Below are 25,421 nucleotides of genomic sequence, written 5' to 3' on the forward strand. Positions count from 1 at the left end.
ATCCACGGTTGGCTGGATCAGAGTGCGGATAGCCCGAATGTCATGGTAAATACGGCGCGCCAGCCATGTCGACGGTGGGCAAAAATGGCTGGATGGCAACTCTCGGCCAGAAGCGGACGGCGGAGATTCTTCTCCAAAGCCGACGCTGACCCTGAGCAACCGTAACCGTTTAGCCCCCCTGCCCCGCAAGCGGGGCAGGGGCCGGGGAATAGAGCGCAAGTCGTTGATTTCTAGCTATTACCCCAACACTTGGCCAGGCCGAGAAGGGGCAAAGATGGGTGGGGGGCTACTAAATGGTTACGAGTAATCAACCATAACCGGTCAGTCGGCTGGGGGGATGTCAATTTCCGCCCCTGACCGAGCGGTATGCTCCGGAAAGCAGTCAGCAGGTGTAGGATGGTGTCGGTCGGGAACCGGCCAGAAAACGACCTTCATGCCAACCGTGTCGACGGTCGGTTTCTCGGCCATAGCGGCCATCGAAGGCTCACAGGCGCGACGTCTGTACGGCGATGACCTGCCCCTCAGCGTTCAGGGTCCGCTTACGGGGCCCTGCGGTCGCCTTGAGCGGGTGAATCCGACCCTAATCGGCCGCTCAGACTTTTGGGAAGCGGACTTTCAACTCCAGGTTCCGCGGCATACCGCTGATAGGCGGTGCGACCCCGTAAGTAGGTTAAACAGCAATTCATAAAGTACCAACCGCCTAATCTGTGTGCTGATCAGGGGTATGCAAATCCCGCCAAAACTCCATTGCATTTGCAGTGCGCCATTCGACACGCCGCCGAAGTGCTTTTTCAAGTGCAAAGCTGTAGGGCAACGGAAGTGCCAGTGCCATTTCACGCGGCTTGCCGTCAAGAATTTCTTGGGTAGTGAATCGGAGTTCTCTGGAGTAAGCCAACTGAAGAAAGAGAAGACCAAGGTGGTAGATATCGATCCGATGATCTATAGATCCGAACTCCGAACTGTTCAACACCTCGGGAGGCAGCATCCATTGCGCCCTCGTGTTCTGGGCATCTATTTCATGTAATAGTCGAGCCACACCAAGGTCGCCAAGTTTGAACTGGATGACTTTGTTGGCGTCTGGAATCATTTCGTCTCTCACAAATGCTGCGAAAACGTTTCCCAGATGAATGTCTTGATGGGCATAATTGTTTATGTGGAGGTAATGCACTGCCTGCAGAAGTCCCCGCGCAATTGCCATCAGCCAAAAATTTCCGTTAAAGTTCTCTAGGGTGAATAAATCCGCAACAGGGGAATGGCACCTCTCCGTAATGATGTAGAAGGTGTCTCGGAACTCGAAGGCATCGAAAACAAATGTGATGTAAGGGTTGCGTAGTTCAAGTAGCTTAATAAATTCAGCTTCTGCCGCAGCCTTGACCTTCTCGTAACTTCCAATGGGCTTCAAAACCTTCGCAGCGAGATCGTTGTCCCATACGTCTGTACATGAGTAGACGATCCCAAAGTTTCCCTCGCCGATTCTCGATCCGATCGTGTAACTATTGCCCGTAGCCAGGCTCGTAATTACTTCACCCACAGTCGGCTGTATTGCCACTCTAGTTAGTTCCTGAGGTAAAGCGATGGTTGTGTCTTGTGTCATGGTTTGGTGAATTTCTGCCTATCATTTATTTAGCGGACCCGCTTGGTCCAAATATAAACTTAAATCAAAACTTGCAGTATGCCAAAAGAATTGTGCGCTCGGCAAGGCGAAGGTCCGCTATCAGGATAGAAGCTTGACTGGCCGGTTTTGGCCGACAGCACGCACACGTAATGGCTCCCAAGAGCTGCCGTTGCTCTTCCCATTTTTTGGCGAATGACCGCTGCCGCACAGCTTGCAGTCGCAAGCGGGTTGCCAGTGAAGTCCTGGCTCAGGCGGTGGCTGACAACTTACTCGGGCGAATCAGGCTTTCAGCAGGAATGCCGAATTTCTCGTGCAGCCGCCAGATCATGTTGAGGGTCAAGGGGCGCTTACGGGCGAGGATTTCGTAAACCCGGTTCAGGCGGCCAATGGCCGGCACCAAGTCCTTCGGGGTCAGTCCACCTTGTTCCATACGGAACTTGATAGCCTCCACCGGATCGGGCAAGTCGATGGGGAAGTTCTTGGCCTCATACGCCTCAATCAGGGTTAGCAACACGTCGAATCGATCCCCGTCAGGGGTGCCGGGGTCTGGTTCGAGGTCGAAATATGCCGACACCTCATGTAATGCGGCCTTGTAGTCGGCGTTGGTGTGAATCGGACGAATCTCCATGTCAGTGCTCCATCTCAACGGTTTCGGCATCAATCGCATCATATTCGCCATGCGTACCAACAAATTTCACGTAGACGGCCTGGTAGCGGTATGCCACTGAGACCACCAGACGATAGCCATTGCCCTTGATATTGAAGACGACCCGGCGGTTTTTTAGAACGCTGGCGCTCCGGTATTGATCCTTGATATCCGCGGGCTGGTGCCATGTCGCCTTCCTCACCTCATCAACCCAGGATTTCAAAGGCTGCTCGGCATCCAGATTGTTTTCCCAGAAAGTTCGCAGGTGGCTGACGGCAATGATTCGCATGGGACGAACTATAGTCCCAATATGGGATTTTGCCAACACCCCATCGCGATTCGTAGAACAATCAGTCTCCGATCAACAACCAAGGAGTCTGTGATGGAAACTATCCACAAACGTGAAGCCTGGAACAAAGGAAAGCTCGTCGGCCAGAAGCCACCCCTCAAGCCGAAGGACATCTGGGCCATTCGAATCTACCTTCAGAATGCCCATGCCGTCCGCGACCTTGCCATGTTCAACCTGGCCATCGACAGCAAACTGCGGGGCTGCGATCTCGTCAGCTTGCGTGTGCGCGATGTCACCCATGGGAATCAGATGCTTTCCCGGGCCATGGTGATCCAGAGGAAAACACAACGTCCCGTGCAGTTCGAATTGACGGAGCCAACGAGAACGGCGGTGTCGGCCTGGCTTGAGAAGTCCCATCTGCGAGGGGAACAGTATCTATTCGCGAGCCGGATCGCCAGGTCACCCCATGTTTCGACGCGTCAATATGCGCGAATCGTCCATCACTGGGTTGCAGCGGCAGGTTTGGATGCATCCGCCTACGGGACGCATTCGATGCGACGCACCAAGGCGACGCTGATCTACAAACGCACCAAGAATCTGAGAGCCGTTCAATTGCTGCTCGGCCATACCAAGCTGGAAAGCACTGTCCGATACCTCGGCATCGAGGTCGATGACGCGCTGGAGATTTCAGAGCAGACTGAAATCTAGCAGATAAGCAGCGGCTGCACATTTGGCGGCCGCTTTCCTGACAGATCCAGCCTGAGAACTGACGAAGTGCCACCGGCGGCTATGGCCGAGAAGCCGACCGTCGACACGGTCGGCCCGAAGGTCGGCGGTGGGTCGGTGGCCTACGAAATCTGAACGACTGCTTCCAGTCTGTAGCTGCCCGATAGCCCTCGCCGTCGAACGGCTCTTGCTGGCCTGTCCGAGGCAGCGTCTCGCCTCGTCCGGGTCCTGCCCGGTCGCGCCAGCGCGGCCCCATGACACAACCAACCCCGCTCTTCGTAGCTTTACATCTGTCGCTTCACCCGCATGGCTAGCGCGCTGACGCCCATGAAGGCAACACCCATCAGGACCAGCGAGATCGGCCAGCCCAGTGAATCGACGAAATGCTGGGTGGTGAAATAGCCGATGTAGCTCAGCATGGCGATCACCGTCGTTAGCAGCAGGGCGCGGCTTTGTAGCAGGACGCAGGCGTAAAGCATCGAGGCAGTGACGGCGAAGAAAGCCAGTTCGACAGCGGTCTTGTGCACCAGATCGAAAAGGCCGGTGTAGGCCATGGCCGAACCGATCAGCGTGCCCAGCCCGGCCAGACGGTCCTGCCGCCCGCCTTTTTCCAGACCGTAGGCGGCTGACATGATCGACATGCCGGTGAGAAGCACGGCCCAGTTGGGGGTCGATGCGATGGCAAGCCGATCGAAGATGCCGGCGTTGAGCCAGCACAGGGCGATCAGGAAGGCGAACTCGGACAGGCTGCGATGGCGGGATTTCTCCAGTTCGGTCGCCACCAGAAACAGCGAGCCACCAAGAATGATGGCGCTGAAACCCGGTGAGACGTCGAGTATGTCGAGACCGACTTGCAGGAAGGCGTATACGAACAGCAGGGCGGTAAAGGCCAGTACGGTCTGTGCATATTTGCGGAAAAGTACACCCTGATGCAGCGCCATCAGTCCGAAAACGCTGAGCGCCGCCAGGCGCCAGTTGTTGCCGCGTGGAAAGACCTCATGGATGAAGACGAACCAGCCGCTGGTCAGCATGATCACGGTGGCCAAGGCGAGCGGCAGGATCAGTTTCGGAAACTTTTTCTCGTGCAGCGCCGAGATCAGCACGATCAGCAGCGTGTAGCCAACGCCCAGCGTGACCAGGACGCGCATCACACTGCCCATCCGATTCCAGAACATGCCGATGTAGGTGCTGATGCCGGCGAGAATGAAGATCGCGCCGAGATAGGTGAACAGCGTCTTGGCGATTTCGCCGCCACTACGCCGGGCGGGCGCCGCCTGCATCAGTGACGGCTCGCGATAGGCCACGGCCACTTCATCCGGCGTGATGTCGTAGGTTCGCATCAGTTCGGCGATTTTGCCGAGCGCACCGGGTTTGTCGGTGACGTGCCTGACGCCGAACAGGGCGGCGACCAGCGGCCAGCCCCACCAACCGCCGCCGATAACGAACAGCAGTACCAGCAGCAGAATCAGCCAGCTCATCAAACTATGCTCCTGTCGTCGAGCGACACGGTGGCGTCCCAGTCCGGGCGCTCATGGCGAAACCACCCAGCCGATGAAGCGAACCGAGTTGCCGTAGTAGGCGCCGTCGGTATTGGGCAGGCGGATGCTGCGCCCGCTTTTTACCAACTCGGCCTGCGAACGGTAGCGAGAGGAATAGAACAGGTCGGTAAAGATGCGCCCCGAATAGCCGTCGGGGCCGGCGCTAAATGCGTAGCCATCGGGTGCCAGACTCGACGAATCAACTTTCAGTCCCGCGAGATCCGGCACCTCGATCGGCGTCACCGTGGGAATCCTCGGCGCTTCGACGGTGCTCCCGGTATTCGGCACGAGACCCGGCGGCAGGAGCAGGGCGATTTCCTTCACCGCACCGGTTCTAGGATTGAAGCGCCAGAGTCGCGGATTCTGGTAGGGCTGATTGCTGCCAATGTAATTGACTTGGACCCGGTCGCCGACGACGGCAATCTGAAGCGTGTTCTGGGCGTTGTTGTAATAGCTGTAATTGGTGGCGTACAGCACGTCATGCTGTGCCGGTGCGACCAGCAGGGCCGGAATGCCGGAGATCACCAGGAACAGCACGACCAGCAAAAGCGGCAAACCGAGACCGAAAGCGATTGTCGGGTTGTCGCGGAAAACATTCTTCATGTCGGGAATTCCTGTGGACTACTACTGAACTGAATGAAGCTCAAGAGCGCTCTCTGTCAATAGCGCAGCCCGCGTCACCGGGCTTTGCAGCTGCTCAAGCCACCATTGCAGTGCCCGCCCTTGGCTGCCCCTGCCGCTCTTGCGCCACGTGTAACAAAACTGAAGCTGGTGTTCCCCTTGTTCGACTTGTTTGACCACCAGGCGTCCGGTATCAATGTAGGGCTGTGCCAGGCATGTCGGCAGGAAGCCAACACCCAGCCCTCTAAGCTGCGCGTCAAGCTTCGCTGGCAGGTCCGGAACGGTCATCACCTCTTGGCCGGGCAATAGTCTGACCGTCAGGCCGCCGCCGCGTTGTGTCGAGTCGGCAAGCGCCACCGCGCGATACGGGCGGATAGTCTCATCGGTCAATGGTTCAGGCACCTGTGCCAGCGGGTGCTGAGGCGATACGGCGAAGACAAAACGAACCGAACCGAGCGACTCCCGCTGTAGGTCAGCCCGGCTACCGGCCTGCACGGCCACGCCCAGCGCCAGATCGGCCTGACCCGATGCAAGCGCTTCGAGCGTGCCAGACAGCGTCTCGCTGCGCAGCTTGAGACTGGTCGGCGGTTTCAACGCAAAAAATGACTGGCAAAGCTCCATCACCGTCGCACGAACGATGATGCTATCCACCGCAATCGTGAACTGTGGCTCCCAACCGGTCGCCACCCGCCTGATGCGGTTGGCCACGGCATCGATATCCGCCAACAGTCGCGCACCCTCGCGCAGTAGTTCCTGCCCAGCTTCCGTCAAGCGGGCCTGCCGCGAGCTGCGATCAAACAGCAGGACATCCAGCGCGTCTTCGATCTGCCGCACGCGATACGTCAGTGCGCTCGGCACCATATGACTTGCCCGTGCAGCCGCGGCAAAGCTGCCGGCCTTTGCAATGGTCTCCAGCATGGCCAGGGCATCGGGTGTTAACACGTCGCGGGCAGTCGGCATCAGGTGTCATCCATTCAATTATTTTGAATGATGCCATCAAATTGACAGCACCTGCAAGCATATTGAAAAAGCCACAATGCACCTCATCAACAAGGAGGTTCACATGCTCACAGTTCGTAAGTCTCAGGATCGCGGTTACGCAAACCACGGCTGGCTCGAGAGCTACCATTCGTTTTCATTCGCCGGTTATCACGACCCGGCGCACATGAGCTGGGGCAACTTGCGGGTCATCAACGAGGACCGGGTGGCCCCCGGCACCGGCTTTGGCAAGCACGGCCACCGCGACATGGAAATCATCAGCTACGTTCTGTCGGGAAATCTCGCGCATCAGGACAGCATGGGCAATATCAAGGGCATTCCACCCGGCGACGTGCAGCGCATGAGTGCCGGCACCGGCGTGACGCACAGCGAGTTCAACCACGCCGAGGGCCAGACCACGCACTTCTTGCAGATCTGGATTACGCCCAACGTGACCGGCATTGCGCCGAGTTACGAGCAACGGCATATTCCGGCAGAACAAAGGCGAGGTGAGTTGTGCTTGCTGGCATCGCCCGATGGAGCAGGAGATTCCGTCACGATTAATGCCGATGCGTATTTGTTCGCCGGCCTGTTCAACGGCACGGAATCCGCCACCCTGAACATCAACTCCGAGCGCAAGGCCTATGTCCACGTGGTACGTGGTGAAGTTGAGGTCAACGGCCAGCACTTGTCGGGTGGCGACGCCGCCCTGATTAGCGCGGAAAGTCGCATTGAAATCACGAACGGTAAAGACGCAGAAGTCCTGGTCTTTGACCTCGAAGCGTGAACATTCCCAATCGACACCTACCAAATCACTGCAGGAGATCAAAGATGACTCAGATCATCAGATCTCCGGATTGTGAATCGACTAGGCGCTTCTTGCCACCTTCTGCCTGCGTTTGCGCGCGGACAACAGCCAGCGTTTCAAAGCGATGTGGATCAGGCCGATCAGGATCAAGGCCACGCCGAAGTAGAACAGCGTCGGCGCCCACACCTCGCGTGCTCCGGGAGGAAGCTGGGGACCGACGAGCCAGGGTTTCAGGAAGCCGGTCAGCGCGTTGCTGATGACGAAGGGCAGACCGATGGTCGAGAGAATATAGGTGAGACGCTGGGTTTCCAGCGTGCTGGCGGTACGGATGGCGTCTTCCAGTTGCGAAACGCGGGTGTGCAGGTTCTTGATGGTATCAGCGACGCACCAGCGGGTTTCCAGTGCGGCGCGGAAGGCGCGCACGTCGGCCCAATGGCTGCCGGGCTGGTATTGGTAGCCGGCCTCGGTCAGGCGGCTGCGGAGGGTCGCGAGATCACCCAGCACGGCGGCGGTAGGACGAGGTTTCCTGCCCGAGGTGCGCTCTTCAAACAGGGCGTCCAGCGCCCTCGCCACGTCGCGTCCGGTGCCGAGGGTCTGGAATACCCGCTCGAACTCTTCGGCAAGCTGCGATAGGCGGAGACGTTCGGTGCGCCAGTCGTCGAATACCAGGGCGCCTTGATCGTGGAGGATGGCAAAGCCGCCGTGCAGGGGCAGTACGTTGAACTCGTCCGGCACGGGCAGGTCCTCGACCTTGATCGCCTGCTGTTCGTCCTGGCGGGCGATCAGGGCAGCCAGATAACGCTGCACGCTCGGCAGGTCGAACAGCGCGCCCGACTGGGCGGCGTTCGGGAGCCAGCGCATCCCCAGGAGGAATTTGGTCGTGCCGTCGCTGCCGTCATAACGATAGGTTTTCCGCGCGCAGGCCTCGATCGGGATCGGCGAACCGGCGTGCAGGGCATCTTCGACACGCAGGCGTCGCAATGGACTGTACACCCGCCACAGGGCATTGACGACATCCGGCCAGGTCAGCCGGCTGCCCAGACGACCATCCGGCAAGCGGCGAGGCGCCGCGAGCAGGGTGTGGCGGCCGTGGTCGTCCCACCAGGGTTGGGTGTACCCGGTTCCAGCCGGATAGCTGGCAATCGGACGGGCATTCCCGGTGGGACGCTGGTCTGCCCAGCGTTCGTTTTCCAGCCGTTCCAGTTCCTGCCACAGATCCAGCAGGCTGATGCCGGTCAGGGGATTGACCGACACCACCATGTCATCACCGGCACCGGCCATGCGCGGGTCCGGACGGTAGACACCCATCACGGCGAAACCCTGCCCCGTGGGGCTATGGCTGCGATCCAGCCGGGCGAACAGCTTGCGGGCGCCACTGGGCCAGGTTTCGACCGTGAGGTAGGCATCCACCAGCACATCCTTGCGCGGTTCGGGGCCGGCCATCGGTACCAGCAGTTGCAGGCAGGTAGAGCGGGGCAGCGAACGCAGATAATTCTGTTCTTCATTGCGCAGCAGCGCGGCGGCGCGGCGATAGGCTTCCAGTTCCCACATTTCCGGTACGGCGTCCGGCGCAATGTCTTGCAGCAACAGGGCGGTGGTGAACTGCAGCGCCTCGCGCCAGGCACCGGCGAAATCGTAGCGGTGACCTGTTTCTGACGGCAGCGGGGCAAAATGGCTGTGGGACAGGGCAGCCAGCAGCGCCGCCCAGGAGGTGTGCGGATTGTCGGCGACCATTCCCGTCAGTTCCCAGCGTCGCACGGCGGCGACCCAACGCGCGACCTCGGGCTGGTCAAACGATTCCATCGGCACTCCGTTCATGACCGCGAGCCAGAACAGGAGCGCGAGCACCGAATCGGGAGAAGCGTCTTCAATCACCAGGGTGAGTTCGCTCAGTCGCCGACCCAGCTCCGTGCCCGTTCCCCATACGGCCCGCCAATGCGCTGCCAGTTCCGGCGGCGGATTGAGGACCATTTCCGTGACTGTGGACGGGTCCGCGGCGACGCCGAAACGGTCGGCCAGTCCTTTGTTGTTCAGGCAGACGCCGGGATGTTCGACCGCTTGTTGGCGGCTGCCCCAGGCGCCGACGCCGATCAGAATCTGGTTCAGTTCTGCCCGGCGGCGAAGGGGATCAGGTTCGATTTGCCAACAAGGTTTGGCAATGCCCGTTGGTTCCTGGGCGAGCCATGCTTCAAAGGCATGGAGAAAGGCGTGAAGCAGCATGGAAGCTCCGATTCGGATGGAAAACGCGGTCGGCTTGATGACATTGGCCGTGAGTCATAGCGAATCCACGGGTGCAAGGCAAGCTGGCAGCATGCTGGGGATGCGATTGAACGTGTTGGTCGAAGCCCCTCCTGGTTCGATGGAGAGGCGTTGACATCGGTGATTGCCCCTCCCCGGCGCGGGGGCGAAGGCGGGGTTTCGCGGAGCACGGCTCCGCGCCGCCGCAGCCGGCCCGCGATGCAGCGCGGGCCGTGGAAGGGGTTGGGGAGAGGGGGCCATCGTTGCACACGAATTCGTCAAATCCTTGCGAAAGCGTATGGTCAGGGCCGTCAATCGGCTTTGCTGGCCTCTGCGAGCATGGATGCCCCTCTCCCCCAACCCCTCCCCCGCGAGGGGGGAGGGGAGTATATCGGTTCATCCCGACACTTTCATTCACACCCGCGTGCCGGCTGAACAGCCAGGGGTGTTCGGAAAGGGCAAGGTGTGCAACGAGGCAGCGGCGGGCTATGATGCGTCGCGTCCGACCATTCAATCACTGGAGATGCCATGCCTTCGATCCTGAACCTGCTTTTTGTCCTGCTCGCCCTGCTGGGTCCAGCGAGCACCCTGGCTGCCGACAATGACCCGTACGCAGCGGATCGCCAGGCGTTGATCAGGATTTTCCGGGAAATAGAGGCGAGCATCAACGCTCAGGATGTCGACCGGATGGTTGCCCAGATGGCTCCCGAGGCGACGGTGACCTGGCTGAACGGCGAGGTTTCGCGCGGGCACGCCGAGATCAAGGCTTACTACCATCGCATGGTCAAGGGTGAGCAGCGTATTCTCGACCGCTATCTCACCACCGCCAAGATCGGCGCTTCGGCTCATTTTTTCGGGCACGGCGAGGTCGCGGTTGCCGACGGGACGATGGTGGATGAATTCTTCCCGGTGGCCAGAGGTCCTTTTACCCTGAATTCGAACTGGACCTCGACCTCGGCGAAAATCGATGGACAGTGGAAAGTGGTGTCGATGCACCTGTCGTCAAACGTGTTCACCAATTCGCTGATCGCCGAAGCGAAAGAGGCTCTCTGGTGGGCAGCCGGCGGCGCCGGACTCGCCGGTCTGGTGCTGGGAGGGTTGATCGGCAGGATGCTGCGGCGCAGCTAACGATCATGACTTTTATTGACCCCCAGGTCTGCTGGCCTCTCCTCCCGGCATTACGGATTTCCACAATATCCATTCCGGCTGTTTCTTGCGATATTGGCTTCTGCAGGACGTGCAGTACCCAATTTCACATCAATTATCCATGGAGGAGACAAAAAATGAAGTTTTCCAAACTGCTCTTCGGTCTGGCTGCCTGTGCGCTGTCTGTGACGCCCTTCAGCGTCCTCGCGCAACAACCGATCGTCATCAAGTTCAGCCATGTCGTGGCGCATGACACGCCCAAGGGACTGGCGGCCGAGTTCTTCGCCAAACGTGCTGGCGAACTCACCAAGGGCAAGGTCAAGGTCGAGGTGTACGCCAATTCGACGCTGTACAAGGACAAGGAAGAGATGGAAGCGCTGCAGCTTGGCGCCGTGCAGATGCTCGCTCCGTCGCTGGCCAAGTTTGGTCCGCTGGGGGTCAAGGAATTCGAACTCTTTGACCTGCCGTACATTTTCGACAACTACGCCGAACTGCACAAGGTGACGCAGGGGCCGATCGGGCAAAGCCTGCTCAAGAAGCTGGAGCCGAAAGGGGTGGTGGGCCTGGCGTTCTGGGACAACGGCTTCAAGTCGTTTTCGGCCAATACGCCGATCAAGACGCCGGCCGACCTGAAGGGCAAGAAGCTGCGCATCCAGTCGTCGAAGGTGCTCGAAGAGGAAATCCGCGCCTTGAGCGCCTTGCCGCAGGTGATGGCATTCTCCGAAGTCTATCAGGCGTTGCAGACCGGTGTCGTCGATGGCACCGAGAACCCGATATCCAACCTGTACACGCAGAAGATGTTTGAGGTGCAGAAACATCTGGCGCTGACCGAACATGGCTACCTCGGTTATGCCGTGATCGCCAACAAGAAGTTCTGGGAAGGACTGCCGGCCGATGTGCGTGGTCAGCTTGAAGCCGCGATGAAGGAATCGACCACTTATGCCAACAAGATCGCCAAGGAGCAGAACGACAAGGATCTGGAAGCGGTCAAGAAGACCGGCAAGACGCAGGTCTATACGCTGACTCCGGAAGAGCGGCAGGCTTTCAAGAAAGCGCTGGCGCCGGTGCATCTGAAGATGGAGTCGCGCATCGGCAAGGATCTCCTGCAATCGGTGTACAAGGAAACCGGTTTCGATCCGACCAAACCCTGATCATTCGGTAAGACAGAAGACAGCCCGTTGGGATGCCACGCCTGACGGGCTTTTTTTCAGGCAAATGGGGAGTTTTCCACATGAAGCTACTGGATCATCTCGAGGAATGGCTGATTACCTTCCTCATGGCGGCGGCGACGACGATCATCTTCGCGTCCGTCGTGCATCGCTACCTGTCGGGAGTATCGATTCCCGGTCTGCAGGACTGGCTGTTGTCCCTCAACTTTGGCTGGGCGCAGGAACTGTGCATCATCATGTTCGTCTGGATGGCAAAATTCGGTGCCGCCTATGGGGTGCGTACCGGCATCCACGTCGGCGTGGACGTGCTGATCAACCGCATGACCGGTCGCACGCGCGCCAAGTTCGTCGTTTTCGGCCTGCTCGCCGGCGCCTTGTTTACCGGCATCGTCGGCACGCTCGGCGCGCACTTCGTTTGGGAAAACGGCTTCCACTATGCGCTGTATACGGCCCTCGGAAAGGACCTGGTGGATATTCCCGAGGGGCCGACCACACCGGATCTCGAGTGGCCGACGTGGATCGTCTATAGCGCGATTCCGCTCGGTTCGAGCCTGATGTGCTTCCGTTTCCTGCAGGTGACGGTGAGTTTCATCCGGACCGGCGAGCTGCCGCATCACGACCACGGGCACGTCGATGGGATCGACGAGACGACGATTGCCGAGGAGGTCAATGCCTTCCAGATGGAGGACAACCTGCATCCGCACGACCTGACCTACAGGAAACGTCATCCCGAAGACTCGTCGGGCCAGGGAGGTAAGCAATCATGAACGCCTCGATCATTTTCATCATCCTGCTGGTCCTGATGCTGACCGGCATGCCGATCTCGATCTCGCTCGGCCTGACGGTTCTGAGTTTCCTGTTCATGTTTACGCAGGTACCGCTCGAGTCGGTTGCCCTGAAGCTGTTCACCGGTATCGAGAAGTTCGAGATCATGGCCATTCCGTTCTTCATCCTGGCCGGCAACTTTCTTACCCACGGCGGGGTGGCGCGACGAATGATCAAGTTCGCCACCAGCATGGTCGGGCACTGGTACGGGGGGCTTGGTCTGGCCGGGGTTCTTGCCTGCGCCTTGTTCGCCGCTGTTTCGGGGTCGTCACCGGCAACCGTCGTGGCGATCGGGTCGATCCTGATGCCGGCGATGGTCAAGGCGGGTTTCCCGAACAAGTTCGGCGCGGGTGTGATCACCACCTCCGGCGCGCTCGGTATCCTGATCCCGCCGTCGATCGTGATGGTCATGTATTCGGTGGCGACCAACACTTCGGTCGGCGCACTGTTCATGGCCGGGGTGATTCCGGGCATCGGTCTGGCGATGGTCCTCGGTGGCGTCACCTGGTATCGGGCGAGGAAGTTCGACTACCCGCGCATGCAGAAGGCGACGTTCGGCGAGCGCTGGAAGGCTTTCCGCGAATCGGTCTGGGGTCTGTTGCTGATCGTGGTGGTCATGGGCGGCATCTACAGCGGCATGTTCACGCCGACCGAGGCAGCCGCGATGAGCGCGGTCTATGCCTTCTTCGTCGCCGTCTTCGTGTACAAGGACCTGTCGATGAAGGACGTGGCGCGGGTGCTGCTGAACTCGGCGAACATGTCGGCGATGCTCCTGTACATCATCACCAACGCCGTGCTCTTCTCGTTCATCATGACCAACGAGAACATCCCGCAGGCACTGGCGGACTGGATGCTCGGTCACGGTCTCGGGATGATCGCCTTCCTGCTGGCGGTCAACATCATCCTCCTGCTGGCCGGCAATTTCATGGAGCCCTCGTCGATCGTGCTGATCTTCGCGCCGATCCTCTTTCCGGTGGCGATGAAGCTGGGAATTGACCCGGTGCACTTCGGTATCCTGATGGTGGTGAACATGGAAGTCGGCATGTGCCATCCGCCAGTCGGGCTCAACCTCTACGTCGCATCGGGGATCACCAAGATGGGGATTACCGAACTGACCGTGGCGGTCTGGCCGTGGCTGCTGTCGATGCTCGCCTTCCTGGTGGTGGTGACCTATGTGCCGATCCTGTCGACCTGGTTGCCGAAGACTCTCGGGATGATGTAGCCGCGTCACTTGGCCGCGCTGCTCCGGGCGCGCGTACGGGTTTCCCCGTACGCGCGCCCGGCATTTCGGTCAACCTCAGTGCCGAGCTCAGGATATCCCTGTCACTGACCGAGATATCCGGTGAACGTCGGCCACCACACGCATGGTGTCGGCTTTCGGCCATCCCACGAGCAACCGATGAGCGTTGCCAGGGTGAACTCAATAGCTCACGACCACCAGCCGGTCTGCACCCGATTCGGCGCCCCAGGCCTCGCCGCTGCGGCCTGCCATCTGGCGCACGCTGGCGCTGCGTGCGCTGCTCGGGAAACTCTCGAAGGTCTCGGTTTCGGGATCGAAGCGCACGATGGCATTGGCCGTGAAGTCGGTCAGCCAGACCTTGTCGCGCTCGTCCACCCACACCGAATACGTGCGTGGCGAGGTGCCGGGCAGCTTCCAGGCCTTCCAGGTTCTGGCAGCGGGGTCATACCTGCTGACGTTGCCGCTGTGCCATTCGCTGACCCAGAGGCGTCCGGTCGAGTCGCTCCAGACGCGCCGCGCGCCCTGATTCGGCGTCGGCGGGTCAATGGGCGTCGCCTCGCCGCTCGCCAGGTCGATGCGCGCGATATGGCTGCCAGCGAGCGACGCGTAGTAGACCTCGCCCGACGGTGTGGTCGCGATGCCATAGGGCCCGCTGCCGCGCGGCGATTTCCACATCTCCACCTTGCCCGTCGTCGGGTCCAGTCGCCCATGGAACCCTGCCTGGCCGGTGAACCACAGGCGGCCGGACCTGTCGAAAGTCGCGGTGTTGAGGTTGGCGTAGGCCGTGTCAGGCAGCGGCCAGCGTTTGACTTCACGGGTCGCCGGGTCGACGCGCACGATCGCGTTCAGCCCACTGTCAGTGACCCAGGGCGCGCCGTCAGGACCAACGATCACGCCATGCGGGGAGGAGCCTTCACCCAGCCTGATCTGTTCGACCTTGCCGTTCATTGGGTCGAGCCGCCCGAGCGCGCCCTGTCCCTGCGCCGTGTACCAGACCGCACCGCCTGGTTTCGGGTCGGGCGCCACGTCGTGCGGCCGTGCCCCGCGCGGCAGTTCGTAATAGCGCACCGTCGCGGCTTCCGCAACGGCGGCAAAGGCCAGGCAGGACAGCCAGAGCCCCAGGCGATTGATCAAGGTCATCATCAGCATCCCCGCAGAGCAGGCAGGTCAGGAGCAGGCATGACTTGCCCAATGATATGGAAAATTCAGCGCTACGCCAGAGAGTATCACTGACCACGGCAGGCGCGGTCAATCGACTGCGCGCTCCCGAGATCCCGATATGGCGTTTCGGGTGTATGCTGAGGCCCGGAAGGTACCCGGGACGTTTTCCCGATTCCGCTTCTGGAACCGGTCTGGATCAGGATCTCCGAATGCCTCGAAGCATCAGGCATGCAGAGCCAGGCCTGCGGTGCTGAACCCTTGGGGAGCGACACATGTCCGAATACACCGCAGAAATTCTTTGGCTCCGTGGCGAGCAGGATTTTCTTGGCAACAGATACAGCCGGCGGCATCTCCTGCGCTTCGATGGTGGCGTCGAGATCCCGGGATCGTCATCTCCGCATGTCGTGCCGGTACCCATGTCCGATCCCTTCGCAGTCGACCCCGAGGAGGCTTTTGTCTCGTCCCTGGCAAGCTGTCACATGCTTTGGTTCCTGTCAATCGCAGCGAAGCGAAGGTATTGCGTCGATCGCTACTTCGATGCGGCCACGGGTCTCATGGAGAAGAATGAGGCCGGCAAGCTGGTCATCTCGGTGGTCACCTTGCGTCCCGAGGTGCAATTTTCCGGGGCAAGCGTGCCAACACGCGCGCAATTGGATCAGATGCACCACCAGGCGCATGACGAGTGTTTCATCGCCAATTCGGTCAGGACCGAGGTTCGTTGCGTTCCGATCTACACGGTCCCTGAAGGGCCGTGAATCCCCGGAAGCTGCCTGCTTGCACAGCGACATCCCGGCATGCCAGGCGCCCACGCCGACTCTTGTCGTACTGAACCGTTCAAGCCATGATTAGCGACCGTATCAACTGGTGTGAACCATGAAACTTCCCGTTGCGATGGAGGATTCGCAGATCACTCCCGGCGCAGCTCCGGTCTCGTTGGGCGGACTGCTTGCGGTGCTGGTTTTTGGCGCGGTCTGCCTGGGTTTCCACTGGCTTGGCAAGGACGGCTGGGTGCCTTTGCTGGACAGTGCCAACCTGGCCCTGCACGAAGCCGGTCACCCGCTGGTCGGCATGTTCAGCGCGCGGGCGACCGTCTATGGTGGGACGCTGTTTCAGCTCGTTTTCCCGCTTGCGGCGGCCTGGCATTTTCGTCGCGCTGACAATGCCGTCGGGATGGCGGCAGCCCTGGTCTGGCTGGGGGAAAATCTCTTCAATATTGCCCGCTACATGGCCGATGCACGCGTTCAGGAACTGCCCTTGGTCGGCAGCGGAGATCATGACTGGACCGAAATCTTCGGTCGCTGGGGCGTACTGCATCTGGATGGCCGGATCGCGTCGCTGACGCGGGGCTGCGGCTTCCTGCTGATGGTTGGGGTCGTGCTATGGCTTTATCGACGCTGGCGAGCCGACAGCAGGAGCCGCTTCGCCGGGGCCACGAAAAAATCTCGTCTCGCGACCGAAACGGCAGACACCCCCCCTGCGACGACAGATCGCCATGATCGATCGCCGTCTCGAGACATGCCTCGTATTACGGATGACGGAAACGGTTTCCGGGCAGGGCCTGGCCACCGAAGCGGGCGACGGGATTGAGACTTTCGGCGAGTGCGATGTGCAAGGCACGATGAGCCGGCATGCAGGGAACCAGGCAGCCGGCAGCGCACGTGCCGGGACTATCGGCGTTCGGTCTTGGGCCAGAGGATCATTTGCGTGCAGCGGAACAGGGCCAGCTTGCGCCCGCTCGCCTCGTCGGTGACCACCGCATCCCAGACCTGCGTGTTGCGTCCGAGGTGTTGGGCGGTCGCCGTACAGGCGACGCTTCCCTCTTTGACGGTGCCGAGATGGTTGCTCTTCAGCTCGATGGTCGTGAAGGACTGTGCGCCTTCCGGCAAATGCGCGATGGTCGCGTAACCACAGCTCGTGTCGGCCAGCGCGACGACGCTGGCCGCATGCAGGAAATCGTTGGGTGCGACGTGCAGCTTGTGGATCGGCATCCGGCTGCTGAGCGTGTTCGGCGCCAGCGACAGAATCACGATGCCCAGGTAACCCGGCAGGTACTCGCTGCCTTGCTGGTTGAGGAGTTCGATGCTGATGTCGCTGCGTAGTAAGCTCATGGTCGGTGATCCAGGATCAAGAGGAAGACGTTGAGAGGAAGAGGTTTTTCGAGGCCCCACTCAGGCCGGCGCAAGCGCCTTGGTCACGCGCGCTTCGCGGATCGGCAGGTTGACCAGCGCAGCAGCGGTGGCCAGCGCCATGTCGGCGTACCACATCCAGCCGAAGTCGCCAAAGCGAACGATGACCAGTCCGCCCAGCCAGGCGCCGAGGAAGCCACCGATCTGGTGCGACAGCAGGGTCATGCCGAACAGCGTGGCCAGGTAGCGAACGCCGAACAGCTTGCCGACGATGGCCGCCGTCGGCGGAACAGTGGCCAGCCAGGTGAAACCCAGACCGGCAGCAAAGACGTAGAAAGTCAGCGCCGTGCGCGGCGCCATCAGATAAGCAGCGACAAGCACGGCGCGCGAGCCGTACATGATGGCCAGCACGTACTTGCTGCGATAGCGGGAGACGCAGGCACCGGCGTAGAGGCTGCCCAGGATGTTGGCCAGACCAATGATCGCCAGCGACCAACTGGCGACTTCGGGAGGCAGCCCGCACAGACTGACTTCGCCGGGCAAATGGGTGACCAGAAACGCGATGTGGAAGCCGCAGGTGAAGAAGCCGGCATGCAGCAGCAGGTAGCTGCGATCGCCGAACGCTTCGCGCAGGGCCGCCCGCAAACCCTTGTCGGCCTGCTCGACGGCACGGGCCGGCGCCGCCGGCAGCGGGCCGGCGACCCGCCGCACCAGGGGCAGCGCTGTCAGGGTCATCACCGCCAGGACCCACATCGCGCCCATCCAGCCGAGCGCCTGGATCGCTTTCTGGAGGATCGGAGCAAAGACGAACTGCCCAAAGGAACCGCCGGCATTGATCACTCCCGACGCCGTGCCGCGTACTTCCAGCGGCAGGCGCTGCGCAGCGGCGCCGATCAGCACGGAAAAGCTCCCGGCACCTGAACCCACCGCCGCCAGCAGGCCGAGCGACACGGCCAGGCCAAACCCGGAAGTGGCGAACGGCGTAATCGCGCAACCAGCCGCCAACATGACGATGCCGCCGACGAGAACGGCGCGTGGACCGAAGCGGTCAGCCAAAGCCCCGGCCACCGGCTGGATCGCACCCCAGGTAAATTGGCCGATGGCCAGTGCCAGGCTGATGGTGGCAATCCCCAATCCGCTGGTGGCGTTGATCGGCGCGATGAGCAGCCCGAAGGACTGGCGCGTTCCCATCGTCACCATCAGGATGCCGGCCGCAGCCAGGGTGATGGCCATGACGCCGGGGCGGTTGAGCGAACGCAGCATGGCAGGTGCCTGTGGAGAAATATTGGCCAGGCCGGAATGGACGCTGGATCGGGCGAACTATAGTGCCAAAACTGGGCAACAAATAGCGGTAGAATCAAGCATCGATGTCAACGGACAATTGACAAATGATCTGGTTGAGCAGTTGGGCAAGCTTTGTCAGGATTGTTGAAACCGGCAGCATGGCTGCTGCCGCCCGTCGTCTCGACTGTACGCGGGCGCAGATCAGCAAGCAGGTCGGCGACCTCGAGAAAGCCTTTGCTGTCCGTCTCTTCGAGAGAACGACGCGCAAACTGCGCTTGACACCGGCGGGTGAAATCTTTTACCAGCATGCGCTGCGCGCGCTGGAAGTCGTTGACCGGGCCGATCTGGCGGTTCGGATGGGCACCGAAGTGCCGTGTGGGGTCATCCGCATCAGCGCCTCGCTGACCTTCGGACGGCTGTACATTGCCCCGCTGCTGCCGCATCTGGCCGAACGCTATCCGCAGCTCGAGTGTGAACTGTTGCTGTCCGACGACCTGGTCGATCTGATCGAGGACCGGATCGATCTGGCCTTGCGCCTGACCAACACGCCTCCGGAAGATGCTGTCGCCCGACCCCTGGCCATGGTCAAGCGCGTGATCTGTGCCTCACCAGCCTATCTCGACACCTACGGTCGCCCCGCAGCACCCTCGGAACTGACAGGGCACCAGTGTTTCGATTACGCGCATCCCTCTGGAAAGGCAGTGTGGCGGCTGCTCGATCGCCAGGGAGAAGAAATGGCCATCCCGGTCAACAGCAGATTTCGCATCAACAACGTCGATTGCGTCCTGGAAGCGGTTCTCGCGGGCCGCGGCATGGCGGTCCTGCCCACCTATCTCTGCGGCTCATACCTGGCCGACGGCAGGTTGTGCGCGGTGCTCGATGAGCATGAGCCGCTGAGCAGCTTCGGTCGCCATGTCTACGCCTGTTATACCCCGAGTCGAGTCCGCCTGGCAAAGGTCCGTGTCGTTCTCGACGAACTCGATACCCTGTTTCGGCCCGTGCCACCATGGGAGCGGGCCATCTGAGCCTGGCGGCATGCTGGTTCCTTCCAGGCGCGCCTGCTGGCGGGAGCGCGGGGGAGGGGTGGGAGTCGCGATTTCCACATGAAAGTTTGCAAGTTTGCACGCATTCCCCTTGCCTGCCCGGCGAAATTCGCTATAATGCGCAGCTCGCGCAGCGCAAGGGCCACAGTGTAGGGACGCGCAGCGCAAGGGCTTCTCCAGCCGCCGCTTGTCAAGCGCGGCACCACCAAAGAATCATTCAGCAGTACGGAGTGGTAGTTCAGTTGGTTAGAATACCGGCCTGTCACGCCGGGGGTCGCGGGTTCGAGCCCCGTCCACTCCGCCAACATTCCCCGCCATAGCGCAGGCCAAAGCCTCGGTTGCAGTCGGCGCCTGGCCGCGTCTTCCCGGCGCATCTTCGGCATCTTCTGTCAGTCCGCCCTCGTGACCTCGAACGATCGACGTACGGCCGTTCAGGCGGCAGGCTGCCCTGTTAGCAATTCCGGATATAAAATCATCATCATATCTGGGGTTGACCGGGTCATTGCTGTCTACTTCGCCGGTTTCTTTGTTCTATAATCCTATGTTTGCAGTCTCACCATTCGACCAGGTGATCCCACGCAGCGGGGATGAGCTGGCGCCCACCCGAGAACGAGAAAAGGATGTACGGATGACGCCACGAATTGCATTCGCCATTGCTTTTGCCTTGACTTGTGGGGCAGCTTCGTCAGATGAAGCGACGAACCTTGCCTCAATCCACCAGGCACCACCGAGTGCCGGTTCGCCACAGGCTGGTACTGCCGCCTGGCAACTGGACCCCGAAGGGGTCTTGCCGGTAATCGAGCTTCCTGCATCGAAGCCGCTTGCCGAGACCATCGATCTGACCGCGCAGCCAGAGGAAATCTTCCACCGTATGCGCCAGGGCTTCTCGATGCCCAACCTCAATAGCCCACTGGTTCTGCATCATCAGCAGTGGTATCTGAATCATCCCGAAGCGTTGCGCCGCATGGTCGAGCGCAGCAGCCGTTATCTGCATCACATCGTCGAGGAGATCGACAAGCGTGGCATGCCGATGGAACTTGCCCTGCTGCCGATGGTCGAGAGCGCTTACAATCCGACTGCGTACTCGCGTAGCCATGCTTCCGGCCTGTGGCAGTTCGTTCCGGCAACCGGCAGGCAATACAAGCTCGAACAGAACTGGTGGGTTGATGAACGTCGTGACATCGTCGCTTCGACTACGGCGGCACTCGATTACCTACAGTACATCTACGATCTGCACGGCGACTGGCATCTCGCGCTGGCCTCGTACAACTGGGGCGAAGGCGCAGTCGGCAAGGCGATCAACAGGAACCGAGCCAATGGTCTGCCGACCGACTATCTGAACCTGACGATGCCCGAGGAAACACGGCATTACGTTCCCAAACTGCAGGCGCTGAAGAACGTTTTCAGCAACCCCAACATCCTTGCCAATCTCAATATCCGCGGCGTTCCCAACCGGCCCTATTTCACGACGGTCACCAAGACCGCCAACATCGACGTCAAGCTGGCGGCGCAACTTGCCGAAATGCCGGTCAAGGAGTTTGTCGCGCTGAATCCGGCACATAATCGTCCGGTCATCAAGTCCGAGACGCCGATGGTGATCCCGGCCGACAAGGTCGACACCTTCATCAGCAATCTCGAGGCCCATGAAGAGAGCGAAAAGCCGCTTTCGTCCTGGCAGGCCTATACCCTGCGGGCAGGCGACAGGCTCGAAGAGGTTGCACCACGTTTCGGCATGACGGTCGCCAATCTCAAAGCGGTCAATGGCATCAACGGTAGGATCAGACTCGCTCCGGGACTGACCCTGCTGGTTGCCGGTCAGGAGGGTGCCGATCCGGCCGACCTGGCTGGACTGCCCGAGCAGCCCAAGGTGGCGGAACAACCACGCCTCGCGCCATCGGAACCCGCGCCAGTTGCCGTCACGCGCACGCATACGCACACGGTGCAGAAAGGCGAGACCCTGCTCAAGGTGGCGCAGCGCTACGACATGAGCATGGCCGAACTGAAACAGCTCAACAAGCTGCGTGGCGACCAGGTGAACGCCGGCGTCAAGCTGGCGGTGGCCGCGCCCGAGCACAATGGCAAACCGGCCGCCGCAGGTGCACCCACCGCCCTGGCGGCAGGAGACAGCAAACGTACCGAAGCGCGCGCCGAACCGACCCCGCTTGCCGCGACCCGCAGTCATACCGTCGGCAAGGGAGAAACGCTGGCGCAGGTGGCGAGCCGCTACGACATGAGCGTGGCCGAACTGAAGCAGCTCAACAAGCTGCGTGGCGACCAGGTGAACGCCGGCGTCAAGCTGGCGGTGGCCGCGCCCGAGCACAATGGCAAACCAGCCGCCGCGGGTGCACCCACTGCCCTGGCAGCCGTAGACAGCAAACGTGCCGAAGCGCGCGCCGAACCGACCCCGCTTGCCGCGACCCGCAGTCATACCGTCGGCAAAGGAGAAACGCTGGCGCAGGTGGCGAACCGCTACGACATGAGCGTGGCCGAACTGAAGCAGCTCAACAAGCTGCGTGGCGACCAGGTGAACGCCGGCGTCAAGCTGGCGGTGGCTGCGCCCGAGCACAATGGCAAACCGGCCGCCGGGGGTGCACACACCGCCCTGGCAGCCATAGACAGCAAACGTACCGAAGCGCGCGCCGAACCGACCCCGCTTGCCGCGACCCGCAGTCATACCGTCAGCAAGGGAGAAACGCTGGCGCAGGTGGCGAGCCGCTACGACATGAGCGTGGCCGAACTGAAGCAGCTCAACAAGCTGCGTGGCGACCAGGTGAACGCCGGCGTCAAGCTGGCGGTGGCTGCGCCCGAGCCAGTCAGCAAGCTCCCGGCAGGCAAGTCGCGAATCGACGCCGCCGAGGTCGAGAGCCGGCAGGGCAAGGCTGACAGCCGCCAGACACTGGCCAAGGCCGAAGCCAGGACCGGGAAAAAGGCTGAAGATTCGTCGGACATTTCCCGGCATGCCAGCAGGAAGCAGGCCAGGCAGGCGCAATACACGATCCGTCGTGGCGACACCCTGGTCTCGATCGCCAGACAGTTCCGAGTCGAAAAGGATGATCTGCTGCGCTGGAACCGCATTCAGGGCAACGAGATCAAGCCTGGACAGACGTTGACCATCCAGCTCGTGCAGAACATGCTGTAAGTTAGCCGTTCTCGCCCGTGCTGGCCAACGCGGTGCTGGATGAACCGGATGGGGAACGGGACCGGCGCGGCCACTGCTTTGCCCGCTACGCCGACGATGGCAACCTCCTCGTCAAGAGCCAGCGTGCGGGTGAGCGGGGGATGGCCAGCGTGACACGCTTGCTCAGTAACTCGCTGCGGCTCACCGTGAATCCACTGTGATGGGGTAAGACGCACCGCAGGTGCGGCAAAAGCGCGGTGGATCGGCCCATGAACCGCCAGTTCCTGGGCTTCACGGTCAGCCGCAACGGTGCCCGACTCAAGGGGGCCGACAAAGGCCCTCGACAAGCTCAAGGACCGCGTGCGGGAACTGACCCGTCGGACAAGAGGGACCCCCTTCGCCGCCGTCGTCGCAGCGCTTCGAGAAACCCTGCTGGGTTGGAAAGCGTCCTTCGGAATCACCGAGGTACTGAGCCCTCTGCGCGACCTCGACAAGGGGGTACGACGCAAGTTACGCTGCTATCTCTGGAAACCATGGGGTCGAGCGGGCGATCGGGAACTGCGCCAACGCGGCGTTTCGGTGCGTGAAGCGTGGCATACCCGCAAGTCCGCACACGGTCCATGGCGGGTGTCGCAGATGCCGGCCCTATCGATCGCGCTCCCGTTGCGCTTCTTCGAACAAAGGGGTCTCCCGAGCCTTGCGCCGCGGTAGGAATTTGCTTCATCGAACCGCCGGATACGTGACCCGTTCGTCCGGTGGTGTGCGAGGGGGAGGCCGTGAGGCTTTCTCCTATCCCGATTGAAGCCGTCGTCGATGAACGGTTGCTCGAGGTCGTCACCCGCCCGGAGCTGCTGATCGTTCCTCGGCTGAGTGTCGATGGAGGCGGCCACGATGAAGCCGGCCTGATGTCCTGACTGTCCTTCTCCTGCTACCATTCGGCGATGGCAAACGCTCACGACACCGGCTACAAACTCCTCTTCTCCACGCCGGAACTGGTGCGCGACCTGATTCTCGGCTTCGTGCCGGATGAATGGCTGCACGGACTCGATTACAGCACCCTGGAGCGAGTGCCGGGCAGCTACGTCACCGAAGACTTCGGCCACCGGGCCGACGACATCGTCTGGCGGGTCAAGGTAGGCGGGGAGTGGGTGTATCTGTACCTGCTGATCGAATTCCAGAGCCGCGTCGACAAGTACATGGCCCTGCGCATGATGGTCTATGGGGGGCTGCTCTATCAGGACCTGCTCAAGCGCGGTGAGGTCCTGGCCGACGGCCGACGGCCGCCTGCCGCCGGTCCTGCCCATTGTCCTCTACAACGGTAGTCAGCGCTGGTCGGCGGTCACCGACGTGTTTGACCTGATCCCGCCGGTGCCGGGCTTGGTCGAGCAGTTCAAGCCCCGGCTGAAGTATCTCTTGATCGACGAGAACGCCTGGAGCGACCGCGAGTTGGCCTCGCTCAGGAACCTCGTGGCGGCCGTCTTCCGGATCGAACACCCGGCGTCGCCGGAAGCCATCGGCGGCCTGCTGAGCCTGCTCGACGAGTGGCTGGCCGACCGGCCCGACCTGCGCCGGATGTTCGCGCTCTGGATCCGGGCAACCTTGATGCGCAAGGCCGAATACCGTATCGTGTTGCCTCGGATAGATGATCTACAGGAGCTGAAGGTCATGTTGGCGGAACGACTCGAGGAATGGGCGCAGGCCTACAAGGCCGAGGGGAAAGCCGAAGGTGAAGCGCTGGCGCTACAGAAATTGCTCAAGAAGCGCTTTGGTGCCGTCCCTGCGGAGGTTCTGGGGAAGATCTCCGCTGCTTCCCTCGAGCAGATTGATGCGTGGCTGGATCAGGTCCTTGACGCCCGGAGTCTGGACGACATCTTTGGGCCAAGCACAAGCTGAAGCCGCCCGTATCCTGGCAGGAGGGCTTCCTTCCCTTCGTTCAGCATCCAGCCGTGCGATCTGCCGTACTGGACGTCTCGTCTGACCGCCCCCCGACCCGGCCCTGGGGTACGGATTGGATCTTGGTGCCGGCGGAAATTGGGCGAGTGTATCCACGCTCGTCTCGATGGGTGGAGCAGAGGGTTCTGGTTTGCAAGTTCCTTCCAAACGCGCTTACTCCACGATAACGTGTAAAGTCAAATCCGTCGGATTGTAGATAGTGCCTGGCAGAAAATGCCCGTTTTCACAAAAATCTGCTGGTCTCGCACCTGCGAGACGCGGCCGAGCGCTGCAAGAGATCGTGGATCGCATCCGACTTTGCGCGCGAATCGAGCCTGACCGCCCAAAGGATGCATATAGGATGATCGATGGTCGAGCGGAAGTCGTTTCGTTCGTTTGACCCTCGCCAGCGGGGTCAGGCGGCTCGGGCACCCGGGCTGTCGTACGACGGGCAGTCTGCTCGCGAACCACGACCCCCAGGCGATGGAGATTGCGCACCAGGACGGCCGGCGCCCCATAGCGTTTGAACCCGACGATTCCATGATCCAGGCACAGATCGAGCCCAAAGTGCTTCAGGCCATTGATCGCGGATTCCACCGCGGAAGGCTGGTGCCGCGCCTGGACCAATTCCGGTGCCGTTTCCCTCGCCTCCTCAGCGGCCGAGTGGCAGCTTTTTTGGGGGGAGGGCGACCCAGTCGAGTCGCTCTTCGAGACCCTGTCGATTCGACGGACGGTGAAAGCCCTGGTCGAAGCTTGTCAACACCGATTGAAAACTGACACAGTTTTTCCTTTGTCACCGATTGAAAACTGATACACCCCCAATGCTGCTTGATGGCGGTGGCGGCGCCTACCCTCCAGCGATCGCCTTCCTGGACTGAACCATTCCCGTCTGCCGCTGACGTTTGAGCCGGTAGCTTT

General features: G+C 61.1%; 25 protein-coding genes and 1 tRNA gene. 16 read left to right on the top strand and 10 right to left on the bottom strand.

Annotated elements, in window-relative coordinates; all coding sequences use genetic code 11:
• Positions 1-700 precede the first annotated feature (700 nt).
• The 3 genes from V5B39_RS10970 to V5B39_RS10980 form a co-directional block, all read right to left on the bottom strand.
• Positions 701-1,549, bottom strand: coding sequence for a protein kinase domain-containing protein (locus tag V5B39_RS10970; RefSeq protein WP_332342931.1), 849 nt, complete (start codon positions 1,547-1,549; stop codon positions 701-703).
• Between the two features lie 313 nt (positions 1,550-1,862).
• Complete coding sequence (locus tag V5B39_RS10975) at positions 1,863-2,243, bottom strand: helix-turn-helix domain-containing protein (protein ID WP_332342932.1); 381 nt, start codon at positions 2,241-2,243, stop codon at positions 1,863-1,865.
• A 1-nt stretch (position 2,244) separates the two neighbouring features.
• Positions 2,245-2,550 (bottom strand): type II toxin-antitoxin system HigB family toxin, encoded by a 306-nt coding sequence (locus V5B39_RS10980; RefSeq protein WP_332342933.1) that lies wholly within the window; start codon positions 2,548-2,550, stop codon positions 2,245-2,247.
• A gap of 93 nt (positions 2,551-2,643) precedes the next feature.
• Between V5B39_RS10980 and V5B39_RS10985 the strand changes: the two genes are divergently transcribed.
• The gene (locus V5B39_RS10985) at positions 2,644-3,258 is read left to right on the top strand and encodes a tyrosine-type recombinase/integrase (RefSeq protein ID WP_332342934.1); all 615 of its coding nucleotides are present in this window, start codon (positions 2,644-2,646) and stop codon (positions 3,256-3,258) included.
• A gap of 302 nt (positions 3,259-3,560) precedes the next feature.
• Here the strand turns inward: V5B39_RS10985 and V5B39_RS10990 are convergent, their stop codons facing one another.
• The 3 genes from V5B39_RS10990 to V5B39_RS11000 are packed head-to-tail and all read right to left on the bottom strand — an operon-like array spanning position 3,561 to position 6,395.
• A complete protein-coding gene (locus V5B39_RS10990) occupies positions 3,561-4,754 on the bottom strand; it encodes a hypothetical protein (protein WP_332342935.1) in 1,194 nt (397 codons plus the stop codon).
• 51 nt (positions 4,755-4,805) lie between these two features.
• Positions 4,806-5,417 carry a hypothetical protein gene (locus V5B39_RS10995; RefSeq protein WP_332342936.1) on the bottom strand — a complete coding sequence of 204 codons (612 nt, stop codon included), beginning with the start codon at positions 5,415-5,417 and terminating at the stop codon, positions 4,806-4,808.
• 21 nt (positions 5,418-5,438) lie between these two features.
• Positions 5,439-6,395, bottom strand: a complete 957-nt coding sequence (locus tag V5B39_RS11000) for a LysR substrate-binding domain-containing protein (protein WP_332342937.1) — start codon at positions 6,393-6,395, stop codon at positions 5,439-5,441.
• Positions 6,396-6,498: 103 nt separating this feature from the next.
• Here V5B39_RS11000 and V5B39_RS11005 point away from each other — a divergent pair, with 103 nt between their 5' ends.
• The gene (locus V5B39_RS11005) at positions 6,499-7,200 is read left to right on the top strand and encodes a pirin family protein (RefSeq protein ID WP_332342938.1); all 702 of its coding nucleotides are present in this window, start codon (positions 6,499-6,501) and stop codon (positions 7,198-7,200) included.
• 81 nt (positions 7,201-7,281) lie between these two features.
• Here V5B39_RS11005 and V5B39_RS11010 read toward each other — a convergent pair whose 3' ends face one another.
• Entirely contained in the window at positions 7,282-9,441 is a 2,160-nt protein-coding gene (locus V5B39_RS11010) for a hypothetical protein (protein ID WP_332342939.1), read from the bottom strand.
• Positions 9,442-9,987: 546 nt separating this feature from the next.
• Here V5B39_RS11010 and V5B39_RS11015 point away from each other — a divergent pair.
• The 4 genes from V5B39_RS11015 (at position 9,988) to V5B39_RS11030 (ending at position 13,821) form a co-directional block, all read left to right on the top strand.
• Complete coding sequence (locus tag V5B39_RS11015; RefSeq protein WP_332342940.1) at positions 9,988-10,587, top strand: nuclear transport factor 2 family protein; 600 nt, start codon at positions 9,988-9,990, stop codon at positions 10,585-10,587.
• Positions 10,588-10,742: 155 nt separating this feature from the next.
• Entirely contained in the window at positions 10,743-11,756 is a 1,014-nt protein-coding gene (locus V5B39_RS11020) for a TRAP transporter substrate-binding protein (RefSeq protein WP_332342941.1), read from the top strand.
• Positions 11,757-11,836: 80 nt separating this feature from the next.
• Positions 11,837-12,541: a TRAP transporter small permease gene (locus V5B39_RS11025; RefSeq protein ID WP_332342942.1), complete on the top strand. Its 705-nt coding sequence runs from the start codon at positions 11,837-11,839 to the stop codon at positions 12,539-12,541.
• Complete coding sequence (locus V5B39_RS11030; protein ID WP_332342943.1) at positions 12,538-13,821, top strand: TRAP transporter large permease; 1,284 nt, start codon at positions 12,538-12,540, stop codon at positions 13,819-13,821. Before V5B39_RS11025 ends, V5B39_RS11030 begins: the two co-directional genes overlap by 4 nt.
• A 198-nt stretch (positions 13,822-14,019) precedes the next feature.
• Here the strand turns inward: V5B39_RS11030 and V5B39_RS11035 are convergent, their stop codons facing one another.
• A complete protein-coding gene (locus V5B39_RS11035) occupies positions 14,020-14,982 on the bottom strand; it encodes a Vgb family protein (RefSeq protein WP_332342944.1) in 963 nt (320 codons plus the stop codon).
• 290 nt (positions 14,983-15,272) lie between these two features.
• Between V5B39_RS11035 and V5B39_RS11040 the strand changes: the two genes are divergently transcribed.
• Both V5B39_RS11040 and V5B39_RS11045 read left to right on the top strand, forming a co-directional pair.
• Complete coding sequence (locus V5B39_RS11040; RefSeq protein ID WP_332342945.1) at positions 15,273-15,755, top strand: OsmC family protein; 483 nt, start codon at positions 15,273-15,275, stop codon at positions 15,753-15,755.
• A gap of 118 nt (positions 15,756-15,873) precedes the next feature.
• Positions 15,874-16,587: a hypothetical protein gene (locus tag V5B39_RS11045; protein WP_332342946.1), complete on the top strand. Its 714-nt coding sequence runs from the start codon at positions 15,874-15,876 to the stop codon at positions 16,585-16,587.
• 80 nt (positions 16,588-16,667) lie between these two features.
• Here the strand turns inward: V5B39_RS11045 and V5B39_RS11050 are convergent, their stop codons facing one another.
• Positions 16,668-17,108 carry a PaaI family thioesterase gene (locus V5B39_RS11050; RefSeq protein WP_332342947.1) on the bottom strand — a complete coding sequence of 147 codons (441 nt, stop codon included), beginning with the start codon at positions 17,106-17,108 and terminating at the stop codon, positions 16,668-16,670.
• Between the two features lie 60 nt (positions 17,109-17,168).
• The gene (locus V5B39_RS11055) at positions 17,169-18,389 is read right to left on the bottom strand and encodes an MFS transporter (RefSeq protein ID WP_332342948.1); all 1,221 of its coding nucleotides are present in this window, start codon (positions 18,387-18,389) and stop codon (positions 17,169-17,171) included.
• Between the two features lie 125 nt (positions 18,390-18,514).
• Here V5B39_RS11055 and V5B39_RS11060 point away from each other — a divergent pair, with 125 nt between their 5' ends.
• From V5B39_RS11060 to V5B39_RS11095, 8 genes are all read left to right on the top strand, one after another.
• On the top strand, positions 18,515-19,435 hold the full coding sequence (locus V5B39_RS11060; protein ID WP_332342949.1) for a LysR family transcriptional regulator: 921 nt from the start codon (positions 18,515-18,517) through the stop codon (positions 19,433-19,435).
• Between the two features lie 245 nt (positions 19,436-19,680).
• Positions 19,681-19,757 (top strand) — tRNA-Asp (locus tag V5B39_RS11065).
• 324 nt (positions 19,758-20,081) lie between these two features.
• Complete coding sequence (locus tag V5B39_RS11070; RefSeq protein WP_332342950.1) at positions 20,082-22,592, top strand: LysM peptidoglycan-binding domain-containing protein; 2,511 nt, start codon at positions 20,082-20,084, stop codon at positions 22,590-22,592.
• 32 nt (positions 22,593-22,624) lie between these two features.
• A complete protein-coding gene (locus tag V5B39_RS11075; RefSeq protein ID WP_332342951.1) occupies positions 22,625-22,792 on the top strand; it encodes a hypothetical protein in 168 nt (55 codons plus the stop codon).
• 139 nt (positions 22,793-22,931) lie between these two features.
• The gene (locus tag V5B39_RS11080) at positions 22,932-23,282 is read left to right on the top strand and encodes a group II intron maturase-specific domain-containing protein (RefSeq protein ID WP_332342956.1); all 351 of its coding nucleotides are present in this window, start codon (positions 22,932-22,934) and stop codon (positions 23,280-23,282) included.
• Between the two features lie 65 nt (positions 23,283-23,347).
• Positions 23,348-23,485, top strand: a complete 138-nt coding sequence (locus V5B39_RS11085; RefSeq protein ID WP_332342952.1) for a hypothetical protein — start codon at positions 23,348-23,350, stop codon at positions 23,483-23,485.
• 27 nt (positions 23,486-23,512) lie between these two features.
• On the top strand, positions 23,513-23,893 hold the full coding sequence (locus tag V5B39_RS11090) for an Rpn family recombination-promoting nuclease/putative transposase (protein ID WP_332342953.1): 381 nt from the start codon (positions 23,513-23,515) through the stop codon (positions 23,891-23,893).
• Positions 23,826-24,464 (top strand): DUF4351 domain-containing protein, encoded by a 639-nt coding sequence (locus V5B39_RS11095; protein WP_332342954.1) that lies wholly within the window; start codon positions 23,826-23,828, stop codon positions 24,462-24,464. The genes V5B39_RS11090 and V5B39_RS11095 overlap by 68 nt, the downstream gene beginning before the upstream one ends.
• Positions 24,465-25,421 lie beyond the last annotated feature (957 nt).

Origin of the sequence: Accumulibacter sp. (genome assembly GCF_036625275.1) — a bacterium.
Lineage (GTDB): Bacteria > Pseudomonadota > Gammaproteobacteria > Burkholderiales > Rhodocyclaceae > Accumulibacter.